The organism is Erythrobacter sp. SG61-1L, from assembly GCF_001305965.1.
Classification (GTDB): Bacteria; Pseudomonadota; Alphaproteobacteria; order Sphingomonadales; family Sphingomonadaceae; genus Andeanibacterium.
This window is the reverse complement of sequence record NZ_JXQC01000003.1, coordinates 3092503-3114255: the sequence shown is the minus strand read 5'-3', so window position 1 is coordinate 3114255 and position 21753 is coordinate 3092503. Positions and strand designations below refer to the sequence as shown.

Below are 21753 nucleotides of genomic sequence, written 5' to 3'. Positions count from 1 at the left end.
CATGAGCACTGAAATCGTCACCGTCCGCGAGGCGGCATTCCGTATCTTCCAGCACTTCGGCGTGGACCGGCTGTTCGGCAATCCGGGCAGCACCGAACTGCCCATGCTGAAGGCCATGCCCTTCCCCTATGTCATGGGTCTGAATGAAGCCGTGGTGATGGGCATGGCCGATGGCTATGCCCGCGCCACGGGCAAGCCTTCGCTGGTGAATTTGCACAGCTCGGCAGGCACCGGCCATTCGCTGGGCAATCTGTTCACCGCCTATAAGAACAATACGCCCATCGTCGTCACCGCCGGGCAGCAGGCGCGCAGCATCCTGCCATACGATCCCTTCCTCTTTGCCGAACGGGCGACCGAATTCCCGCGCCCCTATGTGAAGTTCTCGGTGGAGCCTGCCCGCGCGCAGGATGTGCCGCAGGCGCTGATCCGGGCCTTCATCACCGCGCTGACCCCGCCGATGGGGCCGGTGTTCGTTTCCATCCCGGTCGATGACTGGGACCGGGAATGCGAAATGCCGCTGCTGCCGCAAGTCACCCTGTCGCGCACACCCGATGGCGACGGGCTGACCCGGATCGCGGAGATGCTCGATGCGGCGCAAAAGCCCGCGCTGGTGCTGGGCACCGGTGTCGCCAATTGTGGCGGGTGGGACGATGCGATCGAACTGGCCGAGAAGATCGGCGCCAGCGTGTGGGCCGCGCCCTATGCCGCGCGGGAAACATTCCCGGAAACGCACCCGCAATTCGCCGGTTTTCTGCCCGCCTGGCGGGACCAGATCCAGGCGCTGCTGGCACCTTTTGACGCGATCCTGGTCGCGGGGGCGCCGGTGTTTACCTATCACGTCGAAGGCAGCGGGCCGCACTGGCCACAGCACGCGCAGCTTGCCGCGCTGAGCGACGATCCCAATCATCTGGCGGCCCTGCCCGGCGGTTTCGGCGTGCTGGGCGATGTCGGCGCCGGGCTGGCAATCCTCGCCGAGTTCACAAATGAGCGTGTATTCAACGGCACCAGCCATGTGCTGAAAAGCCCCGAACCCGCCATGAACGCCCCCTATGTGCTCAAGCGCGTGTCGGAACTGCGGCCCGAGCAGGCCGTGATTGTGGAAGAGGCCCCGACCGCACGCGGGCCAGAGCATGACGTGCTGCCCATCACTCGGGAGGGCGGGTTCTACACCTGCGCCAGCGGCGGCCTGGGCTATTCGCTGCCCGCCTCCATCGGCATTGCTCTGGGGCAGGAAGACAAGGTCGTGGCGATCCTTGGCGATGGCAGTGCGATGTACACGATCCAGGGCCTGTTCGCGGCAAGGCTGGAAGCGGCCAATGTCAGCTTCCTGATCCTGAACAATGCGGCCTATGCCGCCCTGACCGGCTTTTCCGGCGAGTTCGGCATGAACCACGTGCCCGGCTGCGATCTGACCGGGCTGGACTTCGTCAGCATCGCCGAAGGGCACGGCGTGCCCGCGCGGCGGGTGGATACGGTCGGAGAACTGGACGAGGCGCTGGAATGGAGCTTCGCCCAGACCGGCCCATCGCTGCTGGATATCAGGATCGCCTGACCACCTGACTAATTGCCTGCCACGGCTTCGGCATCCGCCCGCCTTTTCGCGCGCGATCCGTCGATGGCCTCGGTCACCGTATTCCGCTCGTGGCAGGCATATTCGTAGATTCTGTAGCTCTCGTCGCGGGTCCATTGCAGGTCCGCCGTCCACGGGGCAGTGAACACTGCGGGATCGTCATAGGTCAAGCGATAGGCAATCGTGTCGCGCCCGATCATGGTCAGCCGCTCGATCACTCTGGCATCCGGGCCGACCGGCAGCGTCGCATTGTTGCGGCCCGGAACGGGACCAGCGGCACGTTTCGCAAGATCGGTGGTCGCACTATCGCCGCTGACGATATTGCTCGTCTCGATCACCAGCGTGTCGCCTTCCCAATGCCCGCGGCTGTTGCCGTGCCATGCGCGCATCTGCGTGGGCCATGGCGGTGTTGGACCAAGCGGGATCACGCGGGTTCCGAAGGTTTCAAGCTGCAGCACGACGTAGCCCGGCGACTGGAACACGCGAATGCCGTTATTATAGGGCTGCGGCAGCATCACTGCCGGGAAGCCGCGGGTGATACAGCGTTCGAAGGGGTCGAGGTCGCTGATCCAGTCCACCACATCGGCTGACTGCCATGTGGACCTGCCCTTGGCATAAAGCTCTGCCGCCTGCGGGGTAAGCGACGGCAGGCGCCCATTGGCCGGGCTGACGATCAAGGAGGTGCGCCGACCGAGCGGTGAGGCCCTCAGCCAGTCCGCCAGGCCTGCCGTGCCATCCCCGTCGATCTCGACCGAATAGGCAGCATCGGATTCTTCGGCCTCGCGCAGCCGTTCGGCGAATTCCTCATCGGTCAGCTCGGCACGGGTTCCTATCGCCACAGGGCGCTGAAGCGGGATACCGGCATCGCTGATATTCTGGAGCGGCCATGTCCCGCGCAAATCGGGATCGCCCCATGGCGTCTTCGGCCAGCCGGCATGTGACGCGTCGACCGTGGCACCTGCGGGATCGGCATCAGGCGGCTGCGCATCGGCGCGGCCACAGATTGCGGCGAGCGCCGATACCGTCACGCAGACAGGAAGAAAGCGCAGCTTCCAGACGGGCCGCATCATTGGAACATCTCCGCAAACACGGCTGGGCCATGTTTGCGGAGATTGTATCCCAATGCCGCGCGTGCGGCCAACGGGCGATTATTCGCCGCGCGAAGGAGCCGCCGGCGGCGGGCCGAAGGACGGCGCGCCCGGTGCCACCGGATCGAAGTCGAACTGGTTGGCGAAGCGCGAACGCGAATCTTCCTCGGCCGTTTCGGGCTTTTCCTTGCCCGCCGCGATATCCGCACGATGCGCACGCGAGGCGGAGATGTAGTTGCGAAGCTGCACATTGCCTTCATGGCAGGCATATTCGAAGAACTGGTACTTGTCGTCGCGGCTCCATTCGAGCTGGGCGGTCCAGGGCTTCGTGAACACTTCGGGGTCCGAATAGGTGATCTCGTAGAGGATCGCGTTCGGGCCGGTCATGGTCAGCTTCTCGACCGTCTTGGCCTGCTTGCTCATCGGAATGGTGTTGAAGGGCGGCACGTGCTGCGTCGCCATGTTCAGCGGCGAAGCGGCGCGCTTGGAAACGTCGCGCGTGGCGCTGTCGCCCGAGACGATGTTGGTCGTCTCGATCACCAGCGTCTTGCCTTCCCAATAGCCGACCGAATTGCCCATCCAGGCTTCCACGTCGCTCGGCCAGTGCATGGACTGGGCCTTGGCCTTGTCCATGATCGGCACGACGCGGTTGCCCAGCATTTCAAGCTGGATCACGACGTAACCCGGCGACTGGAACACGCGGATGCCGTTATTGTAGCGGAAGGGGAACATGGAGGCGGGGAACCCGCGCGAGACGCAGCGATCCCAGCTGTCGAAATCGTCCACCCAGTCGTAATCCTGGCCCGGAACCCAGCCCGAGCGGCCTTCTTTATAAAGCTTCTCAGCATTGGGGGTGAGCGCGGGCAGCTGGCCGTCCTGCGGGCTGACCAGCATCGAGGTGCGCCAGGAATAGGTGGAGTTCTTCACCCAGTCGAGCAGGCCTTCCGTGCCGCTGACATTCAGCCCCTGCCCTTCGGCGGAATAGGATTCGTCCGAACGCTGGGCATTGGCCACGCGCTTTGCATGTTCTTCGGGCGTCAGCCAGATGCGGTCGCCATAGCCGGTCATGCGCTGGAACAGGATGCGGGTGGAAGGCAGGTTCTCGATCGGCCAGGTGCCGCGGAAATCCCAGTCGCCCCACGGCGTCTTGCCCGGAGTATAGTCGGTAGGGGTCGCCGGCAGCGCGGTGAGGTCAGCGGGCACGCCCGCCGGGGGCGTATCCGCAGCTGCGGCCGGGCCGGCCAGCGCGGCGGCGGCAAGGCCGATCGCGGCAGCAGTGGCAGAAAGGCGCAAGGCCAGCGAAGGACGGACCATTTCAGTATCTCCCTGTTCTATTTCTAGCTTACTAGAATTCACCCAGACCTGCCTTCAACTCGCGCGCGCGCAGAACGATCCTGAGATTTCCGTCGCTGCGTGAAGTTCGGACTTTGTCATCTTTGCCCTAGCGTTCCCACCGGCCATGGGCAAGCCGGGACCGGCCTTAAAGCACGCGCCAGACCCACAGTTTGATGCTGCTGGCATAGCGTGCGCCTGCACAAATGAAGATCGAACGGTTGAGCCAGTCATACGGCCCATCGGGAGCGATGAATTCAGGCACGGTGCGGAAATAATATTCCGCCGGATCGACGTCCTCGCCCGCAGCCAGCCGGGCCATCACTTCGGGCGGACCATGACGCAGGCCCTTGTTGCGGATCTGGATCACCGCACCGTCATCCGTCTCGATCGCATAGATCGCATCGGCCACTGTCACCCCATCGGGGCGGGTAACCTGCCAGTCTGCGGAATTGCCCATCAGCCGGCCGGAAATCAGCGGCCCTTTGACATAGCCACCCGTCAGGATGGGAATGATGCGCCGCGTGCCGTCATAGGTCTGGCCGATCTGGCGCGGGGCATCCAGCTCGCCGCCTGCTTCATAGACAAACTCAAGTTCGGGTTTGATCATCGTCCTCTCCGGAAATTGGCATTTTTACGTTGCTCAACGCTTGAAGAATCCTAGCTTCCATCGCAAGCGAATCGCGCTATTGCGCGGCGGAAATCTGAGAGGAGAATTGCGGTATGTCGGGCGACCTTCATGCAGACTATGTCATCGTAGGCGCGGGCAGCGCAGGCTGCGTTCTGGCCAACCGACTGACCGAGAGCGGCGAATTCAAGGTAGTGCTGCTGGAAGCCGGCGGCGACGACCGTCCGCTGCGCGAACCTTCGCAGTTCATGTCCAACATGATGATCCACATCCCCATCGGCTTCGGCAAGACGCTGAACGATCCGAAGGTGAACTGGCTCTACGAAACCGAAGTGGACGAAGGCACCGGCGGACGCCCGCACAAATGGCCCAAGGGCAAGGTGCTGGGCGGTTCCTCCTCCATCAACGGCCTGCTCTATGTGCGCGGCCAGGCCGCCGATTACGATGGCTGGGCCCAGATGGGCGCACAGGGCTGGAGCTGGGACGATTGCCTTCCCTACTTCATCAAGAGCGAAGACCAGCAGCGCGGCGCCGACGAATTCCACGGCAAGGGCGGCCCGCTGAGCGTTTCGGACTTTCCGGAAGAACACCCCGTTTCCAAGGCGCTGGTGGAAGCCTGCGTCGAAGCCGGCGTTCCGGCCAAGCACGATCTGAATGACGGCGATCAGGAAGGGGCCAGCTTCTTCCAGGTGACCCAGCGCAACGGCACGCGCTGTTCCACTGCGGTGGCCTTCCTCCACCCCGCCATGGGCCGCTCCAACCTGCGCGTGGAAACCCGCGCGATGACCACGCGCATCCTGTTCGACGGCAAGAAGGCCATCGGCGTGGAATTCCGCCAGGGTGACGAGACCCGCCGCGTCTATGCCGCTCGTGAAGTCATCCTTGCCGCCGGTTCGGTGGAAAGCCCCAAGCTGCTGGAAATCTCCGGCATCGGCCAGGGCCAGCTGCTGCAGGAACTGGGCGTGCAGCTGGTGCATGAATCGAAGATGGTCGGCGAGAACCTGCAGGACCACGTGATGATCGGCTGTCAGGCCCGCCTGAAGGAAGACTGGCACTCGATCAACAACCGTTCGACCGGCTTCAACCTCGTCAAGGAAGTGGTGAAGTATGGCCTGACCCGCAAGGGCCTGCTGTCCATGGCCGTGGCCCATGGCTGCTGCTTCCTGAAGACGCGCCCTGAACTGGCGACGCCGGACATGCAGATCCATGTGATGGCCGCTTCGATGGACCTTGAAGTGCTGGCCACCACGCAGGGCCTGCAGCTGGAAAAGGAACCGGGCCTTGCGTCCAACCCCTGCCAGCTGCGCCCGGAATCGCGCGGTTCGATCCACGCCAAGTCGCCCGACGGCACCGTGACGCCGAAGATCGTGCCGAACTATTTCTCCGATGCCTACGATCAGGAAATGGCCGTCACCCAGCTCAAGATCATCCGCAAGATCTGGCAGCAGCCGGCGCTGGAACCCTATATGGCGCAGAAGGGCGATCCCTTCGGCGAGACGGACGAACAGATCCTGGATTATGCCAAGATCGCAGCGGCAACCGTCTACCACCCGGTCGGCACTGTCGCGATGGGCCCGGACGAACGCTTCCCGCTGGACCCGCAGTTGCGCGTGCGCGGCGTGGAAGGCCTGCGCGTGATCGACGCCTCGGTCTTCCCGCGCATCACCTCGGGCAACACCAATGCGCCCACGATCATGGTTGCCGAAAAGGGCAGCGCGATGATCCTGGCCGATGCGAAGGCCGCCCTCGCCGCCTGACGCAGCGCGTTGCTTTGGCCTGAATGAAAAAGGGCCGCTCCGGAATGCCGGGGCGGCCCTTTTCGCATTGCAGCTATCTCAGACCAGATCGACGACCTGCGCGATGGACGGCAGCACCCGGTTGGGGCGGAAAGGATAACGGGCGACCTGTTCCTTCTTCGTCGAACCGGTCAGAACAAGGATCGTCTCAAGCCCGGCCTCGATCCCTGCGACGATGTCCGTATCCATCCGGTCTCCGATCATGGCGGTGGTTTCCGAATGGGCCTCGATCCGGTTCAGCGCGCTGCGGAACATCATGGGGTTGGGCTTGCCTACGAAATAGGGTTTCGCCCCGGTCGCCTTGGTGATCATCGCCGCGACCGATCCGGTGGCGGGCAGCGGCCCTTCGGGCGAAGGCGACGTGACATCGGGATTGGTGGCGATAAAGCGCGCACCCTTGCCCACCAGCCGGATCGCCTTGGTGATCGCCTCGAAGCTGTAGCTGCGCAATTCGCCGATCACCACGTAATCGGGATCATTGTCGGTCAATGTATAGCCGATCTCATGCAGGGCAGTGGTCAGCCCGGCCTCCCCGATGACGAAAGCCGTACCGCGCGGCTGCTGCGAGGCGAGGAAATCCGCCGTGGCCAGCGCAGAGGTGAAAATCGATTCCTCCGGCACTTTCAGGCCCGAACTTTCCAGCCGGGCGGCCAGATCGCGCGGCGTGTAGATGGAATTGTTGGTCAGCAGCAGGAAGCGGCGCTGTTTCTCCACCAGCCGGGCAATGAACTCCGCCGCGCCGGGCAGGGCATTGCCTTCATGGACCAGCACGCCGTCCATATCGGTCAGCCAGCATTCTATCGGCTTGCGGTCACTTACATTGGCAGTGGTCATGGGCGGGCGTCACTCCTCGCTTCTTCGATTATTGCTTTATGACGAGAGAGATAATGCGCCCGCCCCGATCCTGCATCCGCTAAATCCGCCTATTCCACCGGCGTATGGGCAATCGCCTTGAAATAGGAAATCACTTCACCGTCCACGGTTGGCGGCGGAACCGGCGGATAATAGCTCAGCTTCACGATCACGGTTTTCGTTGCCGGGCTGACATAGATGAACTGCCCGGCAAGGCCGACCGCCGCATAGGCGCCCGGCTCATCGTCGATCTGCCAGATCTGATAGCCATAGCCGGGGAAGCCCTGATCCGCCGGGGCGCCGGTGGGCAGCATGGTTGTGGCCTGTTTCATCCAGCCTTCCGGGATCACGCGCGTTTCGCCGCGCATCCCGTCATTCAGCATCAGCTCGCCAAGCCGGCCGAAATCGCGCAGCCGGGCGTTGAAACCCATGCCGTTGAGTGCGCGGCCAGCACCGGGCGGGCCATCGGCGAGCCAGAAGCCATCGGCTTCAGCGCCCAGCGGGCCCCAGAGATTGGCCCGGGTATAGTCTTCCAGCTTCTGCCCGGTGGCTTCCTCCAGTATCCAGCCGAGCACCATCGTATCCAGCGTGGAATAGTTGAAGGTGCTGCCCGGCTCGTTCGCCCGCTTCGTCTCCAGTGCACCATCGGCAAAGCGCATCTTGTTCAGCACGATCGCCTGTTCGTGCAGCTTGCCCGCAAAGCTGGGATTGGCGCCGAAATCGTAACGCTCTTCATAAGCGACTCCCGATCGCATCTGCAGGATCTGGCGGATCGTCACCCCGTCATAGCCGGTGCCCTTGAGCTGCGGCACATATTTGGTCGCCGGATCGTCGAGCGAGCCGATCTTGCCCTGATCCAGCGCGATGCCGACCAGCAGCGAAGTGATCGTCTTGGACATGGAGAAGGCGATATGCGGAGAGCCGTCCTCCATCCGGTTGCGGTAATCCTCGAACACGATCTTGCCGTCGCGGATCACCAGCATGGCGTTGGTGTAAGTGCGCTCCGCAAACTGCCCGTAATCGTAGCTGCCGCCGCCGAACCTATCGGCGGGCATGGCCATGGCCTTGCCCTTGGGCAGGTCCCACACTTCGCCGCTGTGCGGCACCGGGCGCGTTTCGAATATTGTGTCGAGTTCGCGGAAGATGAAGCTGTTCACGTCCGGATTGAGCAATTGCCAACGCATGGCAATCACTGCCGGAGTCAGCGGATAGGTCTTGCCTTCCAGCGCTTCGGATGCGGGAGGAGGATCATTGGGCTGACTGCAGGCAGTGACACACACAGCACCAGCCGCCAGCGTGGCGCCGGCCAGAAACGTCTTCAGCAATGATCCTCTCCCCAATTATCGCATTTTATGCTGCCAGGCCGATTTCCTCCGCCCGGACGAAATTGCCATGCAGGCCGAAACGCAGGCGGATGGGGATGTTCACCGTGGCGACCGGGCCCTTCTCGATGTCGAGCGCATCGAAGATCAACAGATCGCTGCGGTGGTCCTCAAGCCGGTTGCAGACCATTACGATCCAGCCGTCGCCTTCCGGCCCATCCTTGCTGCGCGGGATGAAGCAGGGTTCCTGCAGCGAGCTGACCGGGCCGCACCACCAGTGCTGTTCGGCGCCGGTTTCCAGATCTTTCAGGAACAGGCAGTTCATCAGGAAACCGCCGGCACTGCCGCCCTTCAGCTCGCAAGGACGCTTCATGTCCATTTCCAGGCCCCAGCCGTAACGGTTCTTCACGCCGGTGAAGCGATCGTCGATGCGGGGGAATTCGGATGCAGTATCGGTAAGCTGCTCAATCTCGGCGAAGTCCTCGCCATTGCTGGCCATGTCCACCGTCCAGCGCGTGAGCTTGCTCATGGCCTCCATCCCGTTGAACGGCGCGCCGTGCACGTCAGGGAAGAAGGGGAACATGTTGTTCTTGGCTTCCGGCACCACGATGTGGACCTTGGTGCCTTCCTGCCAGGCATTGAGCACGTGGCTGGCAAAGCAATTGTCGCGCTTGAACCAGCGGATGTCTTCCTGCTTCAGGTCGTCGCGGCGCGGAATGATGCCCAGATAGACGGGCATGGTGGTGTCGAAGCCGAAATGCGGCTTCTTCTGTTCCAGCCGTTCCCAGCTGCCGATGGAGGGCACGATGTGCAGCACCAGGTAATCCTCGGTGATGCCGAAATCATGCATCATGCAGTAATAGGGCACCTTGAACCACTTCTCGCGGATCAGTTTCCCGTCCGGGCTGACTTCCATGTAGGAAACATCATCGGTGCACAGCCCCGATGCGGCATAGCCGATGGCGACCATGTTGCCGGTCTGCGGGTCGATCTTGGGGTGGGCCGTGAAGGTCTGGCTCTTCATCGCGCCGTCCCAGGTCTGGAAGGCATCGGTTTCCATGGAGACCGGGTCCATGATCAGGGCCGGGCTGTCTTCCTTCATCGCCCACAGCTTGCCCGCGAAAATCCAGGCATTGGTGTTGGCAGTGGAGCGAATCATGCCCTTGGTCGAAGGATCGTCGGTCAGCGGATTGCGATACATGCCGAACAGGCCACGGTCGGCTTCATGCTCGGCCTTCCACTTGTCGGTCTTGGCCCAGCGCTGGCGGAAATCGCACTGCCCATCATGGATGTGGAAACGGGTGATCATCCCGTCGCCATTGAACGCGATGTCATCGCCCAACATGGGCGGAAACTGCGGATCAGGCTGCACGCGATAGAAGGCGCCGTTGATTTCCTTGGGAATCTCGCCCTCATGCGCGAGATCGAAAATGTCGGCTTCGATCCGGCTGGGCGTGTTGAAGCCGGTGAAATTCGGGGTATTCGGGAAATGGGACATCGGTCTAAATCCTCTCCTTGCACGCGATTGTATGCTCCACTAACAATTAGGCAAGCGACAAGCGGTGGGGTTAGAGCCAGTGGGCGCGGCGTCTTTGATCAAAAGCAATGATAGCGCCATTGGCGAGCTTAATGATATCGTGGGGTTCCATATCCGTTTGGCCCACGGTGCCGTCTATCGCCACTTTGCAGAGACCTTCGCCAATCTCGAACTGACCCAGAAGCAGGTCTCCGTCCTGTGGCTGGTCGGCGAAAATCCCGCCATTTCGCAGATCGAGCTGGGCCAGCGCCTGCGCATGGACCGGGCGACGACCATGACCATCGTGAACCGCCTGCAGGATCGCGATTACCTGCGCCGCGAACGTTCGGAAACCGACGGCCGCAAACAGGCACTCTATCTCACAGACGTGGGGGCAGATGCGCTCGCCAAGGCGAAGCTGGCCATTCACGAACATGAAGAATGGCTCAAGAGCCGCTTCACGAGCGAAGAAATCGAAAAATTGGTGGAAATGCTGGCGCGAATCCACGATTGAGGCCGCGCAAGAGAGAGGATCAAGAAGAATGGCAGCTCCGTCCGGGGGGGGGAACCCGATTTCCGTTATCAATGACACGCCGATGAGCGCGCGCCAGTGGATCGTCGTGATCCTGATGGTCCTGCTCAACGCCCTTGACGGTTTCGACGTGCTGGCCAGCGCTTTTGCCGCGCCGGGCATCTCGGCTGACTGGGGCATCGACCGCGCCGAACTCAGCATCGTCCTGTCTGCCGAACTGGTCGGCATGGGCTTCGGTTCAGTCCTGCTGGGCGGCGCTGCTGACAAATACGGCCGCAAGCTCACCATGATCGCCTGCCTCATCGTGATGGCAATCGGCATGTGGATGGCTGGCCATGCGACCGGCATCCCTGACATGTTCGCCTATCGCTTTGCGACTGGCATCGGCATCGGCGGCATGCTGTCCGCCACCAATGCGGTGACGGCCGAGGTGAGCAATAGCCATTGGCGGCGTTTCTGCATCGGTGTCTATGTGGCCGGTTACCCCTTGGGCGCCATTATCGGCGGCTTTGCCGCCTCGGGCGACGTGCTGGGCATGGTCAAGTTCACCGGCCTCCTGGAAGCCTTCGGCTGGCATGGCGTGTTCGAAGCGGGCGCAGTAGTCACTGCGGCGCTGATCCCGGTACTTTGGCTGCTCGTCCCGGAAACCGCCGCCTATCGTGCCTCGCGCGGCGACCTGGCCGGCGTAAACAAGACTCTGGCCGCCTTTGGCAAGGCGCCGCTCGATGGCCTGCCTGCGGCAGATGTCAGCAAGCCCAAGCCCAAGGTAACGGATATCCTTTCCAATCCGAAGCTGCGCCCGATTACGCTGCTGCTCGCCTTCGGCTACATGTTCCACACAATCACCTTCTACTACATCCTGAAGTTCGCGGTGCAGATCGTGGCGGACTATCCTCCGGGCTATCCGCCGCCGGTTGCCGCGACCGTGCTGACCACGGCCAACATCGGCGGCTTCTTCGGCTCGATGCTGTTCGGCTTCGTGATGGCGCGTCTGGGCATCAAGTGGCCGACTGCGTTGATGCTGCTGATCGGCGCCGTGGGCGTCGGCGCTTTCGGCCTTGGCCGCGAAACCCTCAACGGCTGGCAGTGGGCAACGATCATCACCGGCTTCTTCACCAATGCCGCTATCAGCGGGTATTATGCCGCCTTCGCGCGCGGCTTCCCGGCCTATGCCCGCGCCACCGGCACCGGCTTCGTGCTCGGCATCGGTCGCCTTGGTGCGGCGGGCAGCCCGCTGCTTGCCGGCGCGCTGTTCAAGCTGCTGGGCAACGATCAGTTGCTGACCGTCTCCATCATCATGGCCCTGGGTTCGGTGGTCTCTCTGATCCTGTTCCTGATGTTGCCCGAACACGATGGCGATGAACTGATCGGGCAGGACGATCTGCCTTCGGGCACGCCGCTCGACTGAAGCGCAGCGCCGGGCGATGTGGACCATTGGGGCCACATCGCCGAAAAATCCACGCTAGGAGTTGTTTTCATGAAGACCCGTGCAGCCGTAGCTTTCGCCCCGAAGCAGCCGCTCGAGATCGTCGAAGTCGATCTCGAAGGCCCGAAAGCCGGCGAAGTTCTCGTTGAAATCATGGCCACCGGCATCTGCCACACCGATGCCTACACGCTGGACGGGTTCGACAGCGAAGGCATCTTCCCCTCCATCCTGGGCCATGAAGGCGCAGGCGTGGTGCGCGAAGTGGGGCCGGGCGTGACCTCGGTGAAGCCGGGCGATCACGTGATCCCGCTCTACACGCCGGAATGCCGCCAGTGTAAGTCGTGCCTTTCGGGCAAGACCAACCTGTGCACCGCGATCCGCGCCACGCAGGGCAAGGGCCTGATGCCCGATGGCACCACGCGCTTTTCCTACAAGGGCGAGCCTATCTTCCACTACATGGGCTGCTCCACCTTCTCGAACTTCACGGTCCTGCCCGAAATCGCGGTCGCCAAGATCCGCGAGGACGCCCCGTTCCAGACCAGCTGCTACATCGGCTGCGGCGTGACCACGGGCGTTGGCGCAGTAATCAACACCGCAAAGGTGCAGGTGGGCGACAACGTGGTCGTCTTCGGGTTGGGCGGCATCGGCCTCAATGTGATTCAGGGCGCGCGCCTTGCCGGGGCCGACAAGATCATCGGCGTGGACATCAACCCCGATCGCGAGGAATGGGGCCGCAAGTTCGGCATGACCGACTTCCTCAACAGCAAGGGCATGAGCCGTGAGGACGTAGTCGCCAAGATCGTCACCATGACCGATGGCGGCGCGGACTATACCTTCGATGCCACCGGCAATACCGAAGTGATGCGCACAGCGCTGGAAGCCTGCCACCGCGGCTGGGGCACCTCGATCATCATCGGCGTGGCCGAAGCGGGCAAGGAAATCAGCACCCGCCCGTTCCAGCTGGTGACCGGGCGCAACTGGCGCGGCACGGCCTTCGGCGGCGCCAAGGGCCGGACCGACGTGCCCAAGATCGTGGACATGTACATGCAGGGCAAGATCGAGATCGACCCCATGATCACCCACGTCATGGGCCTGGAAGACATCAACACCGCATTCGACCTGATGCACGCGGGCAAATCGATCCGCAGCGTCGTGGTTTTCTGATCAAGTCACACTGGAAGGAACTTTCTGATGTTCAATCACATCTTCGTCGGCACCAACAGCATCGAAGCTTCGCGCAAGTTCTATGACGCGACCATGGCTGTGCTGGGCTATGAAGGCCACCCGCTGCCGCACGGCACCGTCTATCCCAGCGCGAATGGCAGCTTCATCGTGGCGACGCCTGCTGACGGCGAAAGCGCCACCTGCATGAACGGCTTCACCTTCGGCTTTACTGCCGCAGATTACGATCAGGTCGATGCCTGGCATGCGGCCGGCCTTGCCGCTGGCGGCACCGATGCAGGCGCTCCGGGCTTCCGCGCGGCTTCGCCGGGCAACATGTACGGTGCCTATCTGCGCGATCCCGACGGCCACAAGATCTGCGCCTACACGCCGAACACCGGCGAACGCTAAGCAGACCTGCACCGGGCAATCCGGTGCCGAAGCATTCGGCGCCGGATTGCCGGGAGGGCCTGGGGAGGAACTCCGCAATGTTCAGCCATTTGTCAGTGGGCAGTAACGATATTGCCCGCTCAAAGGCGTTTTACGACGCCCTGTTCACGGCCTGTGGCGGCAATCCGGCCTTCGTCGATGCGAAGGGCCGGCTTGTCTATGTGCACAAGGAAGCGATCTTCCTGGTGACCCGCCCGATCGACGGGGAAGCCGCGACCCATGCCAATGGCGGAACGATCGGCCTGGCGATGGATTCGCCGGAGCAGGCCGATGCCTGGCATGCAGCGGGCGTGGCCGCCGGAGGCACTGCCATCGAAGACCCGCCGGGCTGGCGCGACAGCAGCAACGGCCGCCTCTACCTCGCTTATCTGCGCGATCCGGACGGCAACAAGCTGTGCGCGCTTTATCGGGAAGTGAAATGACCATCGAAACCGTCAGCACGTGGAAAAGCCACGGCGGTACGCAGGGCGTCTATACGCATGCGTCATCCGCCACCGGCACGCCGATGACCTTCTCGGTCTTCGTGCCGGATCATGCGCCGGGCGCAAAGCTGCCCGTGCTGTGGTATCTTTCCGGCCTTACCTGCACCCATGCGAACGTGACCGAAAAGGGCGAGTTCCGGCAGGCCTGCGCCGAACATGGCATCATCTTCGTCGCGCCCGACACCTCGCCCCGCGGGGACGATGTGCCCGACGACGAGGGCTATGATTTCGGCAAGGGCGCCGGCTTCTATGTCGACGCGACGCAGGAACCGTGGGCGGCCAATTTCCGCATGCGGTCCTATATCGAACAGGAATTGCCGGGAATCATCGCCGCCGCATTTCCTGCCGACATGGACCGGCAGGGAATCACTGGCCATTCGATGGGCGGCCATGGCGCGTTGACTATTTCCCTGCGCAACCCCGGCCGCTTCCGCTCTACCAGTGCCTTTTCCCCGATCGTCAGCCCGCTGAACTGCCCCTGGGGCGAGAAGGCGCTGGGCGGCTATATCGGTGAAGATAAGGCCAAATGGCGCGAATATGATGCCGTTGCCCTGATCGAAGACGGCGCCCGTTTGCCGGACCTTCTGGTGGATCAGGGCACGGCCGACAACTTCCTCGAAGGGCAGCTCAAGACTCAGTTGCTTGACCATGTCTGCCGAAACGCCGATATGCGCGCCGCCATTCGCATGCAGGAGGGGTATGACCACTCCTATTATTTCATCTCGACCTTCATGGCCGAACATGTCGCCTGGCACGCCGAAAGACTGAAAGCATGAGCCGCGAACAACGCCTGTCCGAAATCATCGCCGACCATCAGGGCCGTGAAGGCCCGCTGCTGCCGATTCTGCACGACGTGCAGGAAGAATTCGGCTGCGTGGACGAGGAGGCCGAGCGCGCAATCGCCCTCGCCCTCAATCTCAGCCGTGCCGACGTGCATGGCGTGGTCAGTTTCTATCACGACTTCCATACGAAGGCCGATTCGCGCCCCGTGGTGCAGATCTGCCGTGCGGAAAGCTGCAAGGCGCGCGGTGTCGAAGCGCTGATAGAAGGCGCGGTGAAAACCGCTGGCGAGCGCGTGAAGCTGGCCGACGTCTATTGCCTGGGCCTGTGCAGCAGCGGCCCCAATGCCCGTGTGGGCGACAAGCTCCATGCCCGGCTCGACGGCGCGGCGCTCAACAAGCTGATTGAAAACGCATGACTATCATCCGCATCTCCGATGACGCTCTCGCGCGCGCCTGCGGCGCCGATGAAGTAGCAGCAGCTTTCGCCAAGGCCGGCGCGACGGTGGAACGCACCTCCAGCTGGGGCATGCAGTGGCTTGAGCCGCTGGTCGAAGTGGACGGCAAGGGCTTCGGCCCCGCCACGGTAGACGATGTCGCCGCGATCCTCGACGGTTCGAGCGACAAGGCCATCGGCGTGATTGCCGAACACCCCTTCATCGCCAGCCAGCAGCGCCTGACCTTCGCCCGTGCGGGCAAGTCGCGCCCGCTGAGCCTTGAAGATTACGAACAGCACGATGGCTGGGTTGGCCTGAAGCGCGCGCGCCAGATCGGTTCCGAACAGATCATCGCCGAAATGCTCCATTCCGGCCTGCGCGGCCGTGGCGGCGCGGGCTTCCCCGCGGCGATCAAGTGGAAGACCGTGGCCGGCGCCGTGGCCGATCAGAAATACATCGTCTGCAATGCGGACGAAGGCGATTCGGGCACCTTTGCCGACCGCATGATGATGGAAGGCGATCCCTTCGCCCTGATCGAAGGCATGGCCATTGCCGGTGAAGCCGTTGGCGCCACCAAAGGCTACATCTACATCCGCAGCGAATATCCCGATGCGATCGACAAGCTGCGCAAGGCGGTGAACCTGTGCGCACATATCATCGCGCCGTTCGAATGCGAGATCCGCGCGGGCGCCGGGGCCTATGTCTGCGGCGAGGAAACCTCGCTGCTCAACAGCCTTGAAGGCAAGCGCGGCGAAGTACGCGCCAAGCCGCCGCTGCCCGCCTTGCAGGGCCTGTTCGGCAAGCCCACCGTCGTCAACAACGTGCTGACCCTGTGTGCCGTGCACCACATTCTGGCCGAAGGCGGCGCCGAACATTACCAGAGCCTGGGGATCGACCGGTCCAAGGGCACCATGCCGATCCAGCTTGCCGGCAACATCAAGCATGGCGGCCTGTATGAAACCGCGTTCGGCATCACGCTGAACGAACTGGTCTATGACATCGGCGGCGGCACGGCATCGGGCCGCCCGGTCAAGGCAGTGCAGGTCGGCGGTCCGCTGGGCGCCTATATCCACCCTGACCAGTTCGAAGTGCCTTTCGATTATGAAGCCTATGCCAAGCTGGATGCGCTGATCGGCCATGCCGGCATCACCGTGTTCGACGATACGGCGGACATGGGCACCATGGCGCGCTTCGCGATGGAATTCTGCGCCGTTGAAAGCTGCGGCAAGTGCACGCCCTGCCGCATCGGTTCCACCCGCGGCGTCGAGCTGATCGACCGCATCCGCGCCGGTGGCCGTGTGCTGGAAGGCGTGGAACTGGCGCCGCAGATGCACAACATGCCCAAGAAGGGCCGGAGCCAGGAAGACGAGATCAAGCTGCTTGAAGACCTGTGCGAGACGATGAAGTTCGGCTCGCTCTGCGCTTTGGGCGGTTTCACTCCCTATCCGGTGATGAGCGCGCTCAAGCACTGGCCGGACGATTTCCGGGGCAAGTGATTTTCGTATATCTGAAAAACTTTCGTTTTTTCACGATATGGAAAAGCATGTTTGCCCCAAAGGCGGTTTGTAGGTAGAACTTACAAAGGATAATGCGCGGAATCGGCGGCCTTGCCGGCCGCGCGGGAGTTGGGCTGGAGTGATCCTCGGAGTGGTCTTGGCTGGCGGGCAATCGAGCCGTTTCGGCAGCGACAAGGCGCTCGCCACGCTGGGCGGGCGCTCGTTGCTCAGCCGTTCGATCGGCACTCTGAACGCCTGGTGCGACGAAGTCGTGATCGCCGGTCGCGAAAGTGGCCCGGAAACCGGCACGACGCGCTGCATTTCCGACTGGCCTGCCCCGGGCATGGGTCCATTGGGCGGCATCGCTGCCGGTCTGCGGCATGCGAACGAAAACAGGTTCGACAGCGTGCTGACCTGCAGCGTCGACAGTTTCGACCTTCCGGCCGATTTGCCCGGACTGCTGGCCAACCCGCCCTGCTTTCTGGGCGATCAGCCGGTAATCGGGCACTGGCCCGCGAATGCGGCCAGCGTGGTGGAAACCATTCTGGCCAGCGATAGTAAGCATTCGATGAGAGAATTCGCCGAAGCGATCGGCGCGACCAACGTGAAAAGCGGCGCAAAGCCTGCTAATATCAATACACCTGCGGATCTTGCCGCAGCGGAGAAGCGCAATGGGATATGAACGCCAAGCCGATTTCGGCACCCCCGAAGTCAAGTCCGACGAACAGGTAACCCTGACGATCGACGGCCGCGAAGTCACCGTGCCTGCCGGCACGACCGTGATGCGCGCGGCGGCGGAATGCGGCGGCTCAATCCCCAAACTCTGCGCGACCGACAGCCTCAACCAGTTCGGTTCCTGCCGCCTGTGCCTCGTCGAGATCGAAGGCGCGCGCGGCACGCCCGCCAGCTGCACCACGCCGGTCGGCCCGGGCATGGTGGTCCACACCCAGACCCCGCGCCTTGAAAAGCTGCGCAAGGGCGTGATGGAGCTGTATATCTCCGATCACCCGCTGGACTGCCTCACCTGCTCGGCCAACAATGATTGCGAGCTGCAGGATCAGGCAGCCAATGTCGGCCTGCGCGATGTGCGTTACGGCTATCAGGGTGAAAACCACATGGGGCAGGACGTCGATACGTCTAACCCCTATTTCGACTTCTCGCCCGACAAGTGCATCGTCTGCAGCCGCTGCGTGCGCGCCTGTGGCGAAACGCAGGGCACCTTCGCCCTGACCGTCGATGGTCGCGGCTTTGCCTCCAAGATCAGCGCCGGCCAGACGGGCGACGATTTCCTCTCTTCCGAATGCGTCAGCTGCGGCGCCTGCGTGCAGGCCTGCCCCACCAGCGCGCTGATGGAAAAGAGCGTGAAGGAACTCGGCAAGCCGGAACGCGCCGTGGTCACCACCTGCGCCTATTGCGGCGTGGGCTGCACCTTCCGTGCGGAAATGAAGGGCGAACAGCTCGTCCGCATGGTGCCGTGGAAGGACGGCAAGGCCAATCGCGGCCACAGCTGCGTGAAGGGCCGGTTCGCCTGGGGTTACGCCAACCATCAGGACCGCATCCTGAAGCCGATGATCCGCGATTCCATCGACCAGCCCTGGCAGGAAGTCAGCTGGGAAGAAGCGCTGAGCTTCACTGCCGCCAAGATCAAGTCGATCAAGGAAACCTACGGCGCCCGCGCCTTGGGCGGCATCACTTCCAGCCGCTGCACCAATGAGGAAACCTTCCTCGTCCAGAAGCTGATCCGTGGCGGCTTCGGATCGAACAATGTCGATACCTGCGCCCGCGTGTGCCACTCGCCCACGGGCTTCGGCCTGTCGCAGGCCTTCGGCACCAGCGCCGGCACGCAGGATTTCGATTCGGTGATGGATTCCGATGTGATCCTGCTGATCGGTGCCAACCCCACCGACGGCCACCCCGTGTTCGCCAGCCGCATGAAGCGCCGCCTGCGTCAGGGTGCAAAGCTTATCGTGATCGATCCACGCCGGATCGACCTCGTCCGTTCGCCCCACATCAATGCGCAGCACCACCTGCCGCTGCAGCCGGGCACCAATGTGGCCGTCCTGACCAGCATTGCCCATGTGATCGTGACCGAAGGCCTGGCGGACGAAGCCTTCATCCGCGAACGCTGCGACTGGGACGAATATCAGGACTGGGCGCGTTTCGTTTCGGACGAAAAGCACAGCCCCGAATATCTCGAAGCCGTCACCCGCGTGCCCGCCGAAACCGTGCGTCAGGCTGCGCGCCTTTACGCCACAGGCGGTAATGGCGCGATCTATTACGGCCTGGGCGTGACCGAACACAGCCAGGGTTCGTCCACCGTGATGGCCATTGCCAACCTCGCCATGGTGACCGGCAATATCGGCCGCCGCGGCGTGGGCGTGAACCCGCTGCGCGGCCAGAACAACGTGCAGGGTTCGTGCGACATGGGCTCGTTCCCGCATGAGCTTTCGGGCTATCGCCACCTGTCCGACAGCGCGACGCGCCAACTGTTCGAAAAGGACTGGGGCGTCAGCCTCGATCCGGAACCGGGCCTGCGCATTCCCAACATGCTCGACGCGGCCGTGGATGGCACCTTCCGTGCGATCTACATCCAGGGCGAGGACATTCTCCAGTCCGACCCGGATACCCACCACGTCGCCGCCGGCCTTGCCGCGATGGATCTGGTGATCGTGCACGACCTGTTCCTGAACGAAACCGCGAACTACGCCACCGTGTTCCTGCCGGGTTCGACCTTCCTTGAGAAGGACGGCACCTTCACCAATGCCGAACGCCGCATCCAGCCGGTGCGCAAGGTGATGGAACCTGCCAATGGCTTTGCCGACTGGGAAATCACCCAGATGCTGGCCAATGCCATCGGCTGCGACTGGAACTATAGCCATCCCAGCGAAATCCTGGACGAAATCGCCCGCCTGACGCCGACCTTCACCGGCGTTTCGTGGGAACGTCTGGAACGCGAAGGTTCGCTGCAGTGGCCGGTGAACGAGAAGTTCCCGGACGGTTCGCCGATCATGCATGTGGACGGCTTCGTACGCGGCAAGGGCAAGTTCGTGGTGACGGAATATGTCCCCACCGACGAACGCACCGGCCCGCGCTTCCCGCTGCTGCTCACCACCGGCCGTATCCTCAGCCAGTACAATGTCGGCGCGCAGACCCGCCGCACCGAAAACGTCGTCTGGCATCATGAGGACGTGCTGGAAATGCACCCGACCGACGCCGAAAATCGCGGCCTTGCCGATGGCTCGTGGGCACGCCTTGCCAGCCGCACCGGCGAAACCACCCTGCGTGTGGTCGTGACCGACCGCGTGGCACCGGGCGTCGTCTACACCACCTTCCACCACCCTGCGACGCAGGCGAACGTCGTCACCACCGACTATTCGGACTGGGCAACCAACTGCCCAGAATACAAGGTGACCGCCGTTCAGGTAACCCCGTCCAACGGCCCCTCCGACTGGCAGGAGGAATATGCCGAACTGAGCGAGCGTTCGCGCCGCATCGCCCATGTGGAGCCTGCAGAATGAGCAGCACCCAGGAAAAGCTCCGCCGCATGGCGGACCAGATCGCCAACAACCTCAAGGCCCGCGGCCATGAGGAAGCGGTGGCGGCCACGGCCGAGCACATCTGGAAGTTCTGGGACCCGCGCATGAAGGCGGGCATCTTCGCGGACGATCTTTCCGTACTGACCCCGATCGCGCGCGAAGCCATCGAAAAGCTCAAGGCCGACGCTCAGCAGAGCGCGGCCTGAGCGGCCAACCCGGGCGCATAGCCATGACCGGACCTGTCGAGATCGCGCGCGATGGTTCGCGCCGCGATGCCGCGCGCCAATGGGTGCCGGAAGTTCCGGTGGCGTTGGAATTCAACGGTTTGGCCTATGCCGTGATGATGGCCAGTCCCAACGATCTTGAGGATTTCGCCCTCGGCTTCGCTCTCACCGAAGGGCTGGCAAAGCAGCCCTCCGACCTGTCCGATATCGACGTGGTCGAAGTCGAGAAGGGCTGGATCGTGCGGGCCAGCCTCACCGGCCTTGGCATCGAGCAACTGACCGAACGTGTTCGGGCGCGGGTTGCGGAAAGCTCCTGCGGGCTATGCGGGATTGAAAATCTGGACGCAGTGGCAAAACCCCTGCCCAAAGTGCCGGATCACACTGCGCTCGATCCGCAAGCAATCTTCCGCGCGCTGGGCGACCTGCGCGATTACCAGCAGTTGGGCCGTGCGACAGGCGCCGCCCATGCCGCCGCCTTCGTCAGCGAGGACGGCACGATCCTCCACGCCCGCGAAGATGTCGGGCGGCACAATGCGATGGACAAGCTGATCGGCACGCTGGCCAAGGCGGGGGTGAACCCGGCGGAAGGTTTCATCCTTTCCACCGCCCGCTGTTCCTACGAAATCGTGGAGAAGGCCGTGCGAGCCGGGGCAACCCGCCTCGTCACCATCTCGCTGCCCACGGGAATGGCCGTGGACCGCGCCACCGCCGCCGGGCTGAGCCTGTGGTGTCTGGCGCGCGATGACAGCGTGCTGGCAGTCAACGTACCGGCCTGACGAGCCGCGCCGCTTACCCCAGCAGGAAGCGCTGCACCACTTCGCCGCTTTCATTGGCGAATGCGCGGAATTCCTCATCCGTCGCGGCACGCAGGCTGACGACGTCCTCGTCACAGATCTGCGAAATATCCGCATCGACCTGTTCCATCGTCATCCCGCAGGCGGCGCCGGCTTCCAGTGCACGTTCGCGACAGGCCTGGAACACTGCGGCAAGGCCCTGACGGTGTTCTTCGCCACTATCGAGGGAGCGCGCCACGTTGAGGAATACGGCCCTGCGCGTCGCCTCGCGCGCGGCTTCGTAGCTTTTCCCGGCACTCTGGGCGCCTGCGATATTTCCGGACATTTCCTAT

21 protein-coding genes are annotated in these 21753 nt (G+C 63.1%); 14 read left to right on the top strand and 7 right to left on the bottom strand.

Annotation, left to right across the window (positions count from 1 at the left end; genetic code table 11):
• Position 1 precedes the first annotated feature (1 nt).
• Positions 2-1552 (top strand): benzoylformate decarboxylase, encoded by a 1551-nt coding sequence (mdlC, locus tag SZ64_RS15190; protein ID WP_054531601.1) that lies wholly within the window; start codon positions 2-4, stop codon positions 1550-1552.
• Positions 1553-1560: 8 nt separating this feature from the next.
• Here the strand turns inward: mdlC and SZ64_RS15185 are convergent, their stop codons facing one another.
• The 3 genes from SZ64_RS15185 to SZ64_RS15175 form a co-directional block, all read right to left on the bottom strand.
• On the bottom strand, positions 1561-2640 hold the full coding sequence (locus SZ64_RS15185) for a hypothetical protein (RefSeq protein ID WP_054531600.1): 1080 nt from the start codon (positions 2638-2640) through the stop codon (positions 1561-1563).
• Positions 2641-2718: 78 nt separating this feature from the next.
• The gene (locus SZ64_RS15180; RefSeq protein ID WP_054531599.1) at positions 2719-3972 is read right to left on the bottom strand and encodes a hypothetical protein; all 1254 of its coding nucleotides are present in this window, start codon (positions 3970-3972) and stop codon (positions 2719-2721) included.
• 166 nt (positions 3973-4138) lie between these two features.
• Positions 4139-4600: a DUF3237 domain-containing protein gene (locus SZ64_RS15175; protein ID WP_054531598.1), complete on the bottom strand. Its 462-nt coding sequence runs from the start codon at positions 4598-4600 to the stop codon at positions 4139-4141.
• Positions 4601-4713: 113 nt separating this feature from the next.
• Here SZ64_RS15175 and SZ64_RS15170 point away from each other — a divergent pair, with 113 nt between their 5' ends.
• The gene (locus SZ64_RS15170; protein WP_054531597.1) at positions 4714-6375 is read left to right on the top strand and encodes a GMC family oxidoreductase N-terminal domain-containing protein; all 1662 of its coding nucleotides are present in this window, start codon (positions 4714-4716) and stop codon (positions 6373-6375) included.
• Between the two features lie 78 nt (positions 6376-6453).
• On the opposite strand, the gene SZ64_RS15165 is transcribed toward SZ64_RS15170, so the two are convergent.
• The 3 genes from SZ64_RS15165 to SZ64_RS15155 all read right to left on the bottom strand — a co-directional run bounded on the left by SZ64_RS15165 (position 6454) and on the right by SZ64_RS15155 (position 10086).
• Positions 6454-7248 carry an HAD-IIA family hydrolase gene (locus tag SZ64_RS15165; protein ID WP_054531596.1) on the bottom strand — a complete coding sequence of 265 codons (795 nt, stop codon included), beginning with the start codon at positions 7246-7248 and terminating at the stop codon, positions 6454-6456.
• Positions 7249-7337: 89 nt separating this feature from the next.
• Complete coding sequence (locus tag SZ64_RS15160; RefSeq protein WP_054531595.1) at positions 7338-8591, bottom strand: serine hydrolase; 1254 nt, start codon at positions 8589-8591, stop codon at positions 7338-7340.
• Positions 8592-8616: 25 nt separating this feature from the next.
• Positions 8617-10086 (bottom strand): carotenoid oxygenase family protein, encoded by a 1470-nt coding sequence (locus tag SZ64_RS15155; protein ID WP_054531594.1) that lies wholly within the window; start codon positions 10084-10086, stop codon positions 8617-8619.
• Between the two features lie 94 nt (positions 10087-10180).
• Between SZ64_RS15155 and SZ64_RS15150 the strand changes: the two genes are divergently transcribed.
• The 12 genes from SZ64_RS15150 (at position 10181) to fdhD (ending at position 21403) form a co-directional block, all read left to right on the top strand.
• A complete protein-coding gene (locus SZ64_RS15150; protein ID WP_241773056.1) occupies positions 10181-10618 on the top strand; it encodes a MarR family transcriptional regulator in 438 nt (145 codons plus the stop codon).
• Between the two features lie 82 nt (positions 10619-10700).
• Complete coding sequence (locus SZ64_RS15145) at positions 10701-12044, top strand: MFS transporter (protein ID WP_241773055.1); 1344 nt, start codon at positions 10701-10703, stop codon at positions 12042-12044.
• A gap of 69 nt (positions 12045-12113) precedes the next feature.
• On the top strand, positions 12114-13226 hold the full coding sequence (locus tag SZ64_RS15140; protein ID WP_054531592.1) for an S-(hydroxymethyl)glutathione dehydrogenase/class III alcohol dehydrogenase: 1113 nt from the start codon (positions 12114-12116) through the stop codon (positions 13224-13226).
• A 27-nt stretch (positions 13227-13253) separates the two neighbouring features.
• Complete coding sequence (locus SZ64_RS15135) at positions 13254-13634, top strand: VOC family protein (protein WP_054531591.1); 381 nt, start codon at positions 13254-13256, stop codon at positions 13632-13634.
• 77 nt (positions 13635-13711) lie between these two features.
• The gene (locus SZ64_RS15130; RefSeq protein ID WP_054531590.1) at positions 13712-14095 is read left to right on the top strand and encodes a VOC family protein; all 384 of its coding nucleotides are present in this window, start codon (positions 13712-13714) and stop codon (positions 14093-14095) included.
• Positions 14092-14931, top strand: coding sequence for an S-formylglutathione hydrolase (fghA, locus tag SZ64_RS15125; protein ID WP_054531589.1), 840 nt, complete (start codon positions 14092-14094; stop codon positions 14929-14931). The genes SZ64_RS15130 and fghA overlap by 4 nt, the downstream gene beginning before the upstream one ends.
• Positions 14928-15353 (top strand): NAD(P)H-dependent oxidoreductase subunit E, encoded by a 426-nt coding sequence (locus SZ64_RS15120; protein WP_054531588.1) that lies wholly within the window; start codon positions 14928-14930, stop codon positions 15351-15353. Before fghA ends, SZ64_RS15120 begins: the two co-directional genes overlap by 4 nt.
• Complete coding sequence (locus SZ64_RS15115) at positions 15350-16867, top strand: NADH-ubiquinone oxidoreductase-F iron-sulfur binding region domain-containing protein (protein WP_054531587.1); 1518 nt, start codon at positions 15350-15352, stop codon at positions 16865-16867. The genes SZ64_RS15120 and SZ64_RS15115 overlap by 4 nt, the downstream gene beginning before the upstream one ends.
• 139 nt (positions 16868-17006) lie before the next feature.
• The gene (locus SZ64_RS15110) at positions 17007-17549 is read left to right on the top strand and encodes a molybdenum cofactor guanylyltransferase (protein WP_054531586.1); all 543 of its coding nucleotides are present in this window, start codon (positions 17007-17009) and stop codon (positions 17547-17549) included.
• Positions 17539-20385 carry a formate dehydrogenase subunit alpha gene (fdhF, locus tag SZ64_RS15105; protein WP_054531585.1) on the top strand — a complete coding sequence of 949 codons (2847 nt, stop codon included), beginning with the start codon at positions 17539-17541 and terminating at the stop codon, positions 20383-20385. Before SZ64_RS15110 ends, fdhF begins: the two co-directional genes overlap by 11 nt.
• Positions 20382-20609, top strand: coding sequence for a formate dehydrogenase subunit delta (locus SZ64_RS15100; RefSeq protein WP_241773054.1), 228 nt, complete (start codon positions 20382-20384; stop codon positions 20607-20609). Before fdhF ends, SZ64_RS15100 begins: the two co-directional genes overlap by 4 nt.
• 23 nt (positions 20610-20632) lie before the next feature.
• On the top strand, positions 20633-21403 hold the full coding sequence (gene fdhD / locus SZ64_RS15095) for a formate dehydrogenase accessory sulfurtransferase FdhD (protein WP_054531584.1): 771 nt from the start codon (positions 20633-20635) through the stop codon (positions 21401-21403).
• Between the two features lie 13 nt (positions 21404-21416).
• On the opposite strand, the gene SZ64_RS15090 is transcribed toward fdhD, so the two are convergent.
• Positions 21417-21746 (bottom strand): hypothetical protein, encoded by a 330-nt coding sequence (locus SZ64_RS15090; protein WP_054531583.1) that lies wholly within the window; start codon positions 21744-21746, stop codon positions 21417-21419.
• Positions 21747-21753 lie beyond the last annotated feature (7 nt).